We start from the raw sequence: 12,841 nt of genomic DNA, 5'->3' as shown, positions 1-12,841 counted from the left end.
GTCAGTGCCTTTGGTATCTTTTTTCTTCGTCTGTTCATGGAGGGTCTTCCGTAGCACCTGCTCGACGCCGGGCGCATCGACGGCGCATCCAACTGGTGGATCTACCGCCACATCGTCCTCCCGCTCTCGGTCTCCGCCCTCAGCGCGCTCGCGATCTTCAGCTTCCTCGCCAACTGGGACTCCTACCTCTGGCCCCTGGTGATCATCTACGAGGAGAAGATGAGGACGCTGCCTCTCGGTCTCGCCTATCTGCTGGGATGGTCCAGCCGGCCGCGCTACGATCTCTTCCTCACCGGCGCGGTCATCACCGTGGTACCGGTGGTTATCTTCTATTCATTCTTCCAGGCCCGCTTCGTTCGCGGGGTCACGCTTACGGGGCTGAAGTACTGACGGGCAGGGAGCCGGCTCCCCGGTTCTCTGCGCTTCGCCAATTCATTGACGGTTCGTGAAATTACTTGCACTGGAAACGGTCTTTTCAACACATCAGTAGCAGAGGAGAAAACGATGAATCAGAACCAAATGACGCGCCGCCAAATGCTCCAACACGTCCACCCAGTCGAGCATCCCCGCCCAGTACTACCTGGCGTACTACCTGCAGGGGATGACGGCGGAGCACCTCGGCGACCAGGAAGCCGCCGACGAGGCGTACGACCGCGCCGACCAGTTCGGGCGGCTCGCCGGCCTCGGCGTGCCCGGGAACTGAGGGCGGCCCGGTGAGCGGGATCGAACAGGAGAAGGTCGGCCCGCTGACGCTGCGGGTGTGGGCGCTGCTGACGGCCCTCGCCGTCTGGACGCTCTACCTCCTGACCCTCGCGCCCACGACCGGTTTCTGGGACGCCTCGGAGTACGTGACGACGGCCCACATCCTCGGACTCCCCCACCCGCCGGGGAACCCGCTCTTCGTCGTCGTCGGCCGCACGTGGGACGTGCTGACGGCGTTCACCGGCCTCCCCGTCGCGCTCAGGATCAACGCGCTCGGCGCCACGCTCTCCGCGGGGGCGAGCTTCTTCTGGTTCCTGGCCGTCGTCCGCATCGTCGGGCGCTTCCGCGAGGACCGCCGGGAGGTGCTCGTCGCCGCCATCGCCGCCGTGTGGATCGGGGCCACCGCCTTCACCGTGTGGACCCAGTCGAACCTCAACGAGAAGGTCTACCCCCTCTCGATGTTCGTCGTGGCCCTCGTGAGCTATCTCGCCATGGTCTGGATGGAGCAGGCGGACACGGCGCGCGGGAACCGCCTCCTCCTGCTGATCGCGCTCGTCCTCGGCTTGGGGTGGGCGAACCACACCATGTCGATGCTCCCGGGGCTGGCGCTGGCCGCGTTCGCGCTCGTGCACCGCTGGCGGGCCGTGCTGAACCCGCGCGTCCTGGCGCTCGGCGCGGTGCTGCTCGCCGTGGGCTACTCCATGCAGTTCCTCTTCGTCCCCATCCGCTCGGCGCAGAATCCGATCATCGACGAGGCGGACCCCGAGTGTCCCTCGCTCGTCTCGGCCGTCACCCCGCGGCGGATCGACGATTTCTACGGGCAGAGCAAGCTCGCCGTGGCGTGCGAGGCGCTCGCCCTGTCGCTGATCCGCGACCAGTACAAGCCGACGCCGATCACCCAGCGCCAGGCCCCGCTCTCGGCGCAGATGGCGAACTACTGGCAGTACTTCGACTGGCAGTGGGCGAGGTCACTGCCGCCCGGCGGCCGGCTCGCTGCGAGCATCCTCTTCCTCTTCCTCGCCCTGGTCGGCCTCTGGACCCACCTGCGCAAGGACCGGAAGACCTTCGTCTACGGGGGCACGCTCCTCTTCACCGTCACGCTGCTGCTCGTCTACTACCTCAACTTCAAGTACGGCTACTCGCTGTACTGGGAGGAGGCGCCGAACATCGCCGCCCACGAAGTCCGCGAGCGGGACTACTTCTTCATCATCGGCTTCCAGTTGTGGGGCATCTACGCCGGGCTGGGGCTCGCCGCCCTGTGGAGGCGCCGGAAGGCGGCGCCGCTCCTCGCGCTCGGCCTCATCCCCTTCCTCTTCAACTTCGGCCAGGCCGACCGCACGGGGGACCGCGCCGCGCGCAACCTGGCGTACAACATGCTGCAGTCCGTCGAGCCGTACGCCGTGCTGTTCACCTACGGCGACAACGACACCTTCCCGCTCTGGTATCTGCAGGAGGTGGAGGGGCTCCGGCGCGACGTGACCGTCATCGTCCAGTCGTACCTGGGGACGGACTGGTACCACAAGCAGTTGCGGCGGCTGACCGAGCCGTGCGGGCCGGGCGAGTCGCCGGAGGAGTCTCCGACGACGGTCGTGTGCCAGCGGCCGTTCGACCCGGAGACGGCGGCGGATCTGTACGCGGAACTGGACGTGACGCCGCCCGCGCGCTCGGCCATCCCCCCGCCGGGCGCGGGAATCGACGACCTCACGCGCCCGCTGTCCGTGCCGGAGGACTCGACCTATGACCTCACGGAACGGATCTCGGGGACGGTGCGCGGCGGCGACGTGGTGCCGCCCGCGGACATCCGGGTGTTCCAGATCGCGCGGCAGGCGCTCGGGGACCGGCCGGTCTACTTCGCGGCGACGGCCGGGGCCGTGTGGGACCGGTGGCAGCTTCAGCCGCACCTCGTCCGGCAGGGACTCGCCTTCAAGCTCGTGGACGGGCCGCTCGAGGCATCCGGGGCGCTCGTCGACCTGAGCGAGTACCTGGCGGGCTCGGCGTTCCCGGCGTGGCACGACCGCGTGCGCACCGGGGAACTGCTGGAAGAGATGTTCCTCGTCGACGACATCCTGGCCTGGGACGAGTGGCCGGATCCCTCCACGAGGTCGAGCCTCCCCGGCGTGTACTACATGGCGCACGCCTTCCAGGGGATTTCCGAGGAGTTGCGCGGCGATCCGGACGCCGCGGAATGGGCCTACCGGCGCGCGAACCACTTCGCGCGGCTCGCCGACTCCGACTGACCGCCGCTACATGGGGCGGATGGCGCCCAGCAGGGTGGCGATCAGGATCAGAACGCCGTTGATCGAGGCCACGATCGCGTTCGTCTTCCGGAACTTCACGAACGACGCGCTTTCCTCCCCCGCGTTGGCCGAGGCTTCCGCGGCGCGCGCGAGGCGTCCCGAGTTCGGGATCTGGACCGCGACCGCGAGCACGAAGGCGCTGAGCCCCAGCACCTGCATCAGAAACTGCCAGTGCGGCGTGAGCCGGAAGACGCCGTAGCCGCCGAGGCCGGCGAGTCCGAAGCCGGAGATCGTGGTCAGCAGCATGCCGATGAGCCCGGGGCCCCTGAGCAGCCGGTGGCCGGCGCGATAGATGAACGCGATCACGTTCCGGTCGCCCGTCTTGTTGGCCCGGACGCCGAGGATCGCGAGCGAGAAGGTGACGCCGAACCAAAGCGCCAGCCCGATCAGATGCAGAAAGAGCATCACTCCACGCATGTCCATGCGCGCAAAGTCCGGGCGGCGTACACGCGGGTCAAGAGACCGCGCCCGGAATCGCCGTCGCCGGAGCGCGATTGACGCGGGGCGGGGCCCGGCGGCAACGTCCGGCATGAGCACGATCGCGCAGACGCAACGGACCCCGCTCCCCGCCGCGCTCGAGAACGAACTCGAACGGGCGTTCGGCGACCGCTTCACGACGGCCGAGGCGATGCGGCAACAGCATGGCGAGGGCGAGTCGTTCCACGCCAACGAACCCCCCGACGCGGTTGTCTTCCCCGAGTCGACCGCCGAGGTGTCCGCGGTCGTCCGCGCCTGCCACCGGCACGACGTTCCCATCATCGGATTCGGGGCCGGCACGTCGCTGGAAGGGCATGTCGCCGCCCTGCGCGGCGGGGTGACGATCGCGACGAGCGGCCTCGCGCGCCTCATCGAACTCAACCCCGAGGACATGGACTGCCGCGTCGAGGCGGGGATGACGCGCAAGGCGCTGGAGCAGCACCTGAAGGGGACGGGCCTCTTCTTCCCCATCGACCCCGGCGCCGACGCGAGCCTGGGCGGGATGGCCGCCACCGGCGCTTCCGGGACGACCACGGTCCGCTACGGCACGATGCGCGAGAACGTGCTCGGCCTCACCGTCGTGCTCCCGGACGGGACCGTGATCCGCACCGGGGGGCGCGCCCGCAAATCGTCCGCCGGCTACGACCTCACGCGGCTCTTCCTCGGCTCCGAGGGCACGATCGGGATCATCACGGAGGTTCTGCTGCGGCTGCACGGGATCCCGGAGGCGATCGCCTCGGCGGTGTGTTCCTTCCCGACGCTGGCCGACGCGGTGGACGCCGTGATCTACACGATCCAGAGCGGGGTGCCGGTCGCGCGCGTCGAACTCCTCGACGACGTGCAGATGGACGCGGTGAACCGGTATTCCGACTTCGACTACCCGGTGCGTCCCACGCTCTTCTTCGAGTTCCACGGGACCGCCGCCGGCGTCGAGGAGCAGTCGACCGAGGTGGGCCTCATCGCGAAGGAACTCGGCGGGACGGACTTCGAGTGGGCCACGCGGGCCGAGGAACGATCGCGGCTGTGGGCAGCCCGGCACGAGGCCTACTACGCGTCGCTCGCCCTCCGTCCGGGAGCCCGGGGGTGGGCGACGGACGTCTGCGTCCCGATCTCCTCGCTCGCCGACTGCCTCCTGAAGACCCGCGAAGACATCGACGCGGAGGGCCTCCTGGCGCCGATCGTCGCGCACGCGGGAGACGGCAACTTCCACGTCCTCTTCATCATCGATCCGGAGGATGAGGAGGAGATGGCGCGCGCGAAGCGGGTGAACGCGCGCATGATCGAGCAGGCGATCTCGGTCGGGGGCACCTGCACCGGCGAGCACGGGGTCGGCTACGGCAAGGTCCCCTACATGCGGGCGCAGCACGGAGACGCGGTCGACGCCATGCGTTCGATCAAGCAGGCGCTCGACCCGAAGGGCCTCATGAACCCCGGAAAGGTGGTCGCATGACGCTCGACAACCGTGGCGCCCGCCTGCCGGCCTCGGCGCTCGCAACCGCGTGGCTGGCGGTCCTCGTCTTCGCGGCGTGCGCGTCTCCCGAGAGTTCCCCCGGAAGCGGGGACGCGGCCACGGGAGAGGGAGAGGTCGCGGACCTCGTCATCCTCGGCGGCCGGGTCATGGATCCGGAGACGCGACTCGACGCCGTGCGGGACGTCGCGGTCGCCGGCGGACGCGTCACGGCCATCGCCGAAGGGGGCGTCGCGGGCCGGGACACGATCGACGCCGCCGGCCTCGTCGTCGCGCCCGGCTTCGTCGACCTGCACGCGCACGGACAGGACACGGTGAGCGCGAAGCTCCAGGCGCTGGACGGCGTGACGACGGCCCTCGAGATGGAACTCGGCGTGTACCCCGTGGCCGAATGGGTCGCCTCCCGGGAGGGGACGGCGCCCATCCACTTCGGCGCGACGGTGAGCCACCCGGGCGCGCGCACGAAGCTGCTCGCGGGCTTCGACGTCGGCCACTCGGTGATGACGCCGCCGGGCGAAGCCAGCCCCTTCGAGTTCGACGCGGTCTACGGGTCGATCGACGACGACCAGGTCCTCGAACTGAACGGGCTCATCGCCGCGGGTCTGGAGGAGGGCGGGCTCGGGATCGGGTTCGGCATCACGTACACGCCGGGCGCCTCGCGGACGGAGATCTACCGCGTCTTCCAGCTCGCGGCCGCGCAGGGGGCGCCGGCCTACGTGCACATCCGGGGCGAGAACTCGGGCGGCACGCTGGGGGCCTTCCAGGAGGTGATCGCGAACGCGCTCTCGACCGGGGCATCGCTCCACATCGTCCACATGAACTCGAGCGCCGACGAGATGGCGCGCATGACGCTGGAGATGATCCGAGGCGCGCGCGAACGCGGTGTCGACATCACGACGGAGTCCTATCCCTATACCGCGGGCTCGACGCGGATCGAATCGGCCCTGTTCGACCCGTGGGAGGGCCGCTCCGACGAGGAATACGGCCGCCTGCAGTGGTCGGGCACGCCGGAACGGCTGAACGCGGGGAGCTTCCGGCGCTACCGGGACCTGGGCGGCTGGGTCGTGATCCACGGGAGGAGCGAGGAGACGAACGAGTGGATCGTCGCGCAGCCCGACGTGATCGTGGCGAGCGACGGGATCCCCTACCTGTACCAGGCGATCCACCCGCGCGGCGCCGGCACCTATTCGCGGGTGCTCGGCTACTACGTGCGCGAGCGCGGGGCGCTGAGCCTCATGGACGCGCTCGCGAAGATGACGATCCTGCCGGCCCAGCGGGTCGAGGGCTTCGCCCCGGTCATGGCCCGGAAGGGAAGGGTCCAGGTCGGCGCCGACGCGGACATCGTCGTGTTCGATCCCGAGACGATCATCGACCGCGCCACCTACGCCGACCCGGCGGCCCCCTCAGAGGGCGTCCGCTACCTCCTGGTCGAGGGCACGCCCGTCGTCCGCGACGGCGAACTCATCCCCGGCGTCTACCCCGGCCGCCCCATCCTGAGCGGCACCCCTTAGCCCCTCCTAGAGTTGGGCGAGGGATCTCAGTTCGTTGACGAGGGCGGACCGGGTCTTCGCGTTGCGGCACAGGACGAGGATCGTGTCATCTCCCGCCACCGTCGCCAGGACGCCATCGAGATCCGCCTCGTCGAGGGCGATCGCGACGGCGTTGGCGCAGCCGCTCAGGGTGCGAATGGCGAATAGCGCGTTGCCGGGGCCGATGTCCAGCGCCAGTTCGCTCAGCGTCGCCGCCAGCATGCGCTGGGGGCAGGGCGGCGTCGTGTCCCGCCCCGGGCGGTGATACCGGGGTCCGCCGGCGTCGGACCGCTTCACGATGCCGAGGCGCTGGAAGTCCCGTGACAGCGTCGTCTGGGTGGTCGAGATCCCCTCGCGCGCAAGCGCCGCCACGAGTTCGATCTGGCTCCGGATCGGCCGGGTGTCGATGATATGAAGGATCGCCCGCTCGCGGGTCCTGCGGCGGTCGGGCGTCATGCGAGCACCGCGTCCAGCAGACGTTCCTCCAGGTGGGCACGCCGGATCGGCGGGTCGCCGCGCCCGTCGAGCCAGGCCTCGAGCGCCGTCACCTCGCGGTCGACCTCCTGCAACTGCTCCAGCACGCGTCCCGGCGCCGGCCCGCCGGGCGAACCGTGCGCGGCGACGGCGGCGTCCGGGCGCAGCACATCGTGCACGTCGTCACCCGCAGACGGACAGCACGCCCTCAGCGTCTCGAGGTCCAGATCCCACAGCTCCACGCCGCGTTCTTCAGCCATCCGTACCGCCTCTCCCGCCTGATGGTGCGCCCTCCGAAACGGGACGCCGCGGCGGACGAGATGGTCGGCGAGCTCGGTGGCGGTCAGCATCCCACCCGCGAGCGCGGCTTCCATCGCGTCCGCCCTGTAGTTAACACCCCGCGCCACCGCAATCGCTGCCGCGAGGGACCAATCCGCCGTGTCGAGCGTGTCGAACAGGCGTTCCTTGTCTTCCTGAAAGTCGCTGTTGAAGGTGAGCGGAAGCCCCTTCACCAGCGCGAGCAGCGCCGCCACGTTCCCGATCGCCCGGGCCGACTTGCCGCGCAGGATCTCGGCCGCCTCGGGGTTCTTCTTCTGCGGCATGATGCTGCTGCCCTGCGCCACGGAGTCGTCGAGTTCGATGAACCCGAACTCCCGCGTGGACCAGAGCACGATTTCGTCCGCCCAGCGCGACAGGTGTACCGAGAGCATGGCGCACGCGTAGGCCGCGTCGAGCACGTAGTCGCGGTCGCCGACGATGTGCATGCTGTTGGCGAAGGTACGGTCGAGCCCGAGCAGGGTGGCGCTGCGGGCCGGATCGATCGGGAACGAGGTGCCGGCCAGCGCCCCGGCGCCGAGCGGCGACACGCCCGCGAGCCGGTGCGCCGCCCGGAGCCGTTCCGCGTCCGCGGCGAGCGCGGCCACGTGGGCGAGCAGATGGTGCGCGAGGCTCACGGGCTGCCCCCGCTGCAGGTGCGTATAGCCGGGCAGGAAGGTCTCGCGGAAGGTGGCCGCCTGGCCGCTGAGCACGCGCTGCAGCCCGGCGACGCCGGAGAGGATGTCCTCGAGGCGCTCCCGCACGTACAGCCGCAGCGCGACCGCCGTCTGGTCGTTCCGGCTCCGTGCCGTGTGGAGCCGCTGGCCGGCGTCCCCCACGCGCTCGACGAGTGTGCGTTCGATCCACGTGTGCACGTCCTCGTCCGGACCTTCGACCACGAGTTCGCCGGTCTCCACCTCCCGCAGGATCTCCGACAGCCCGGACAGGATCAGGTCGCTGTCGCTCCGGTTGAGGATCTCCGTCTCGCGCAGCATGCGGGCGTGCGCGAGGCTCGCGAGGAGGTCGTGCCGGACCAGCCGGCGGTCGAACGGCAGCGAGTTCGTGAACTCCTGGATCGCCGGATGCACAGGCACCGCGAAGCGCCCGCCCCACAGCGCGTTGTCCGGCCGCGCATTGTCCGGCATCAGAACGCCTCATCCGGCATGGGACGGTTCAGCCTGAGCCGGACGCCACCGCCCGCCCGGGCCGCCGCGTCGGCTTCGACGCACCTCGCAGGGTCTCCACGGAGGCGGTCGCGGCCCAGTCCCGGCCGTCGTCCGCCGCCGCCGCCCGCACCCGCGCGGCGAGACTCGAGGGGAGGCCCCACAGGCGGACGAACCCGCCCGCGTCGGCCTGGTCGTAGACCGAGTCCTCCTCGAACGTGGCGAGATCTTCCCGGTACAGCGAGAAGCGGGACGTGCGCGCCACGGGCATCGCGGAACCCTTGAACAGCCGCACGGTGACGTCCCCGGTCGACATGGCGTGCGCCTCGTCGAGGAACGCGTCGAAGGCGGCCCGCAGCGGCGAGAACCAGAGACCCTGGTAGACGAGTTCGCCATACCGGTCGGCGATGCCGCGCTTGAAGCCCGCCGTGTCCCGGTCGAGCGTCAGCGCCTCCAGGTCCGCGAGCGCGGCGAGCAGGACGGTCCCGGCCGGCGTCTCGTAGACCCCGCGGCTCTTCATGCCGACGAGCCGGTTCTCCACGAGGTCGACGCGCCCCACGCCGTGGGTCCCGGCCGTCTCGTTCAGCCGCTGAACGAGCGCCACCGGCGCGAGTGCTTCGCCGTCGAGCGCCACCGGGACGCCGCGCTCGAACGAGATCGTGACGTCCTCCGGCGTGTCCGGCGCCTCTGCCGGGTCGACCGTCAGTTCTCGCAACTCGTCCGGCGTCGCGGCGGTCGGATCCTCGAGGATGCCGCCCTCGAACGAGGTGTGCCACAGGTTACGGTCGATGCTGTAGAGCTTCCGGGGGCTCCCCGGCACCGGGATATCGCGCTTTGCCGCATAGGCGAAGGCGTCCTCACGCGACGTGACCTCCCACTCGCGCCAGGGGGCGATGACGGTCAGGTCCGGGGCGAGCGCCTGGTAGGCGAGTTCGAAGCGCACCTGGTCGTTGCCCTTCCCGGTGCAGCCGTGCGCGACGGCGTCGCAGTCGAACTCCCGCGCGACCTCGACCTGGGCGGCCGCGATCACGGGCCGGGCGAGGGACGTCCCGAGCAGGTAGCGGCCCTCGTACACGGCCCCCGCCCTGAGCGCCGGGAACGCGCACTCGGTGAGGAACCGCTCGCGGAGGTCGACGACGCGGCAGGCGATGGCCCCCGTCGCGAGCGCCTTCTCGCGGATCTCGTCGAAGTCTTCCCGCTGTCCGACGTCCACCACGGCCGCGACCACTTCGCAGTCGTAGTTCTCCTTCAACCAGGTGACCATCACCGATGTATCGAGGCCGCCGGAGTACGCCAGGGCGACCCGCTTCACGTTCTTCTTCGTGCGTGTATTCATGCGTCGATCCTGAAATGGCAGGTGGAGGCAATCGTTCAAGAGGTGAAAAAATATACAGGATGGTGAATAAATATGCAACAGGGGGCGCGGAACGGGTTGGCAGAAGGTCGGCAGGGGGTCAGCGGAGGGTCAGCGGAACGGGTCAGTGCGGGCGATACGCCTCCACCCGGTCCGGATCCGTCTCCAGGCGCGGCCCGCCGATGAGGTCGACGCAGTCGGGCACTGCCGCGAAGACCGCGTCCAGACATTCGGCCACGGCCTTGGGCGACCCCGGGAGGGTGATGATCAGCGCCGAACCGCGCACCCCCGCCGTCTGGCGCGAGAGGATCGCGGTCGGCACGTGGGGCCGGGAGACCGCACGCATGGCTTCGCCGAAGCCGGCGAGTTCCTTCTCCAGCACTGCGGCGGTCGCCTCCGGCGTGACGTCGCGCGGGGCGGGACCCGTGCCCCCGGTGGCGATGACGAGGCAACATCCGACCGTGTCGACCAGTTCGACCAGCGTCGCCTGGATCAGCTCCTCCTCGTCCGGGATGACGCGCGCGTCCGCCTCCCAGGGCGAGGTGAGGACTTCAGTGAGATACGCCTTGACCGCCGGACCGCCCCGGTCTTCGTATTCTCCCCGGGCGGCGCGGTCCGAAACCGAGACGATGCCGATCCGCGCGACGACGGCGCCTGGCCCTGTCGATGAATTGTCCATGGCCCGAATATGGGCCGCCGCACCCGTTTTTCACTAGGTTGGGCGGCTCGCGGAACCGATTGGACGCCAAGACCCCGGTAAGGTTGACGAACATATGACGAAGATACTCGACGTGGCCCCGCTGGCCGACGTGCAGGCTCATCCCGACACGCGCAGGGTGCCGATCAGTCGGGTGGGCGTACAGAACGTCCGCTTTCCCATCTCGGTGCGGGACCGCCGGAAGACGGCCCAGCACACGATCGCCAACATCGACATGTCCGTGGACCTTCCCCACGACTTCAAGGGAACCCACATGAGCCGCTTCATGGAGATCCTCAATTCGTACGATGACGAGATCTCGGTGGAAGCGCTGCCCGCCATCCTGCGCACGATGCGTGAGCGTCTCCATGCCGAGACCGCCCACCTCGGCATCTCCTTCCCCTACTTCGTGGAGAAGGAAGCGCCCGTGACCGGCGCGGTGGGCCTGCTGTCGTACGACTGCGCCTTCGACGCCTCCAGCGGAGCGGAGGACGACTTCATCCTCACGGTCAAGATTCCCGTGACCACGCTGTGTCCCTGTTCCCGGGAGATCAGCGCGCGCGGGGCGCACAACCAGCGCAGCATCGTCACCGTCAAGACGCGCTTCACGGGGCGGCTCTGGATCGAGGACATCGTGGCGCTGGTGGACGCATCGGCCTCGTGCGAGCTCTATCCGGTGCTGAAGCGGGCCGACGAGAAGTGGGTCACGGAGCACGCGTACGACAATCCGCGCTTCGTCGAGGACCTGGTCCGGGAGGTCACGCTCCGCCTCCGCGCCCTGCGCCAGGTGACCTGGTTCAGCGTCCACGTCGTCAACTTCGAGTCGATCCACGAGCACGACGCATACGCGCAGGTCGAGGAGCCCGCCCGCGCTTCGAGCTGAGCGCCCCCCGGCGTGGTACGCTGGCGGCCCGGTTACGGGCGGCTAGACCCGCACGGCCAGCCCGTCGTGGAGGGCGGTGCGGTAGGCCTTGAACGCCGGCACGAAGCCCATCAGGAATCCGGCCGTCACCACGGCGCCGAGAAGGAGCAACTCGATGGGGCCGGGCGGCCGGATCGGGATGAAGAGCCCCACCTGCGCCTCGACAATCGACTGACCGGCCGCGAGCAGCCCGTACACGAGTGCGAGTCCCGCCAGCGCCCCCGCCGCGGACAGGCACACGGACTCGAGCACCAACAGGGCGACGATCCGGTTCGGTCCGGCTCCGACGGCGCGCAGGATCGCCATCTCCCGCCGCCGCTCGTTGAGCGATGTGTAGAGCGAGACCAGCATCCCCAGCAGCCCCACCAGGACCACGAAGATGGCCACCAGGCGGAGGCCGGTCTCGGCGTAGCCCAGGCCCTGCCACATCTCGTTCAGGGCGACTCCGGGGAGCACGGCCATCATCGGCTCGTCCTCGAAGTCGTTGATCTCGCGCTGCAACTGGAGCACGTCGCGGCGGTCGGTCGTGCCCACGAAGAACGAGGTCACCTGCGTGACTTCGACATCCTCAATCGAGATGTCCTCCGCATGGACGTGCCCGTCGTCCGCGGGGGCCGGCTCGGCCTCGTCGTCATGGGCGTGCTCATCTTCGTCGTGGGCGTGGCCGTCGTCTTCGTCGTGGGCGTGGTCGTCTTCGTCGTGGGCTGCCTCGGCCTCGTCGTCGTGGGCGTGGCCGTCGTCCGCGGGGGCCGCTTCCGCCTCGTCGTCGTGGGCGTGGCCGTCGTCCGCGGGGGCTGCCTCGGCCTCGTCGTCATGGGCGTGGCCGTCGTCCGCGGGGGTCGTCTCGGCCTCGTCGTCGTGGACGTGCCCGTCGTCCGACGCCGGCGGCGCGCCGTCCTCCCAGTGGATGGCCTCCATGCCCTCCAGGGTCACGTAGAGGGCGCGGTCAACGGGGGTGAACGTCTTGTCGAGGATGCCCACGACGGTGAAGGGCATGTGGTCGTGGCTCACGAAGCCCATCTCGTCGAGCCCGTGCGTCACCGAGATCTCGTCCCCCATCGCGTAGTTCAGCTCAGCCGCCACGTCGGCGCCCAGCGTCACGTCGAACAGGTCCGCGTTCGCCCGCCCCTCCGCCAGCGCGATTTCCTGACCTCCGCGGTAGCGATAGTGGCGATAGAAGTCCTCGTTCGTGCCGATGACCCGGAATCCCCGGTGGCTGTCCCCCAGGCCATAGGGGATGGTCCACTCGATCGCGGGGTGCTCCGCCCACTGCTGGTAGGCCTCCCACGAAACGTTCTCCGTCGGCGCTCCCATGCCGAAGACCGAATACAACAGCAACTGGATCGTGCCGCCCTTGGTGCCCACGATCAGATCGGTCTGGCTGATCGTGTTGGAGAAGCTTTCGCGCATGCCCACGCGCACGTTCTCGACGCCGATCAGGAG

General features: G+C 69.6%; 11 protein-coding genes. 5 read left to right on the top strand and 6 right to left on the bottom strand.

From position 1 onward, the window contains the following. The first annotated feature begins 57 nt into the window (after positions 1–57). Together OXN85_06570 and OXN85_06565 are read left to right on the top strand one after the other, a co-directional pair. On the top strand, positions 58–390 hold the full coding sequence (locus OXN85_06570) for an ABC transporter permease subunit (GenBank protein ID MCY3599616.1): 333 nt from the start codon (positions 58–60) through the stop codon (positions 388–390). A 323-nt stretch (positions 391–713) separates the two neighbouring features. After that, a complete protein-coding gene (locus OXN85_06565) occupies positions 714–2,939 on the top strand; it encodes a DUF2723 domain-containing protein (protein MCY3599615.1) in 2,226 nt (741 codons plus the stop codon). A 6-nt stretch (positions 2,940–2,945) separates the two neighbouring features. On the opposite strand, the gene OXN85_06560 is transcribed toward OXN85_06565, so the two are convergent. Continuing rightward, positions 2,946–3,422 carry a DUF2269 family protein gene (locus tag OXN85_06560; GenBank protein ID MCY3599614.1) on the bottom strand — a complete coding sequence of 159 codons (477 nt, stop codon included), beginning with the start codon at positions 3,420–3,422 and terminating at the stop codon, positions 2,946–2,948. Between the two features lie 106 nt (positions 3,423–3,528). Here OXN85_06560 and OXN85_06555 point away from each other — a divergent pair, with 106 nt between their 5' ends. Continuing rightward, positions 3,529–4,926 carry an FAD-binding protein gene (locus tag OXN85_06555; protein MCY3599613.1) on the top strand — a complete coding sequence of 466 codons (1,398 nt, stop codon included), beginning with the start codon at positions 3,529–3,531 and terminating at the stop codon, positions 4,924–4,926. Beyond that, a complete protein-coding gene (locus OXN85_06550) occupies positions 4,923–6,455 on the top strand; it encodes an amidohydrolase family protein (GenBank protein MCY3599612.1) in 1,533 nt (510 codons plus the stop codon). Before OXN85_06555 ends, OXN85_06550 begins: the two co-directional genes overlap by 4 nt. A gap of 6 nt (positions 6,456–6,461) precedes the next feature. Here the strand turns inward: OXN85_06550 and OXN85_06545 are convergent, their stop codons facing one another. From OXN85_06545 to mog, 4 genes are all read right to left on the bottom strand, one after another. Then, a complete protein-coding gene (locus OXN85_06545; GenBank protein MCY3599611.1) occupies positions 6,462–6,929 on the bottom strand; it encodes an arginine repressor in 468 nt (155 codons plus the stop codon). Then, positions 6,926–8,407 carry an argininosuccinate lyase gene (gene argH, locus OXN85_06540; protein ID MCY3599610.1) on the bottom strand — a complete coding sequence of 494 codons (1,482 nt, stop codon included), beginning with the start codon at positions 8,405–8,407 and terminating at the stop codon, positions 6,926–6,928. Before argH ends, OXN85_06545 begins: the two co-directional genes overlap by 4 nt. A 28-nt stretch (positions 8,408–8,435) precedes the next feature. After that, the gene (locus OXN85_06535; protein MCY3599609.1) at positions 8,436–9,761 is read right to left on the bottom strand and encodes an argininosuccinate synthase; all 1,326 of its coding nucleotides are present in this window, start codon (positions 9,759–9,761) and stop codon (positions 8,436–8,438) included. A gap of 142 nt (positions 9,762–9,903) precedes the next feature. Further along, positions 9,904–10,458, bottom strand: coding sequence for a molybdopterin adenylyltransferase (gene mog / locus OXN85_06530; protein MCY3599608.1), 555 nt, complete (start codon positions 10,456–10,458; stop codon positions 9,904–9,906). A gap of 112 nt (positions 10,459–10,570) precedes the next feature. Between mog and folE2 the strand changes: the two genes are divergently transcribed. Beyond that, the gene (gene folE2, locus OXN85_06525; protein MCY3599607.1) at positions 10,571–11,359 is read left to right on the top strand and encodes a GTP cyclohydrolase FolE2; all 789 of its coding nucleotides are present in this window, start codon (positions 10,571–10,573) and stop codon (positions 11,357–11,359) included. A 42-nt stretch (positions 11,360–11,401) separates the two neighbouring features. Here the strand turns inward: folE2 and OXN85_06520 are convergent. Further along, a partial coding sequence (locus OXN85_06520) for an ABC transporter permease (protein MCY3599606.1) occupies positions 11,402–12,841 on the bottom strand: 1,440 nt, incomplete at its 5' end.

Origin of the sequence: Candidatus Palauibacter australiensis, from assembly GCA_026705295.1 — a bacterium.
Classification (GTDB): domain Bacteria; phylum Gemmatimonadota; class Gemmatimonadetes; order Palauibacterales; family Palauibacteraceae; genus Palauibacter; species Palauibacter australiensis.
This window is presented reverse-complemented; position numbering and strand designations above follow the sequence as displayed.

Excerpts from the sequence above, each read along its gene's own strand:
- OXN85_06560 (MCY3599614.1), bottom strand. The coding sequence starts at position 3,422 with ATGGACATGCGTGGAGTGATGCTCTTTCTGCATCTGATCGGGCTGGCG.
- OXN85_06555 (MCY3599613.1), top strand. The coding sequence starts at position 3,529 with ATGAGCACGATCGCGCAGACGCAACGGACCCCGCTCCCCGCCGCGCTC.
- OXN85_06550 (MCY3599612.1), top strand. The coding sequence starts at position 4,923 with ATGACGCTCGACAACCGTGGCGCCCGCCTGCCGGCCTCGGCGCTCGCA.
- OXN85_06545 (MCY3599611.1), bottom strand. The coding sequence starts at position 6,929 with ATGACGCCCGACCGCCGCAGGACCCGCGAGCGGGCGATCCTTCATATC.
- argH (MCY3599610.1), bottom strand. The coding sequence starts at position 8,407 with ATGCCGGACAATGCGCGGCCGGACAACGCGCTGTGGGGCGGGCGCTTC.
- OXN85_06535 (MCY3599609.1), bottom strand. The coding sequence starts at position 9,761 with ATGAATACACGCACGAAGAAGAACGTGAAGCGGGTCGCCCTGGCGTAC.
- mog (MCY3599608.1), bottom strand. The coding sequence starts at position 10,458 with ATGGACAATTCATCGACAGGGCCAGGCGCCGTCGTCGCGCGGATCGGC.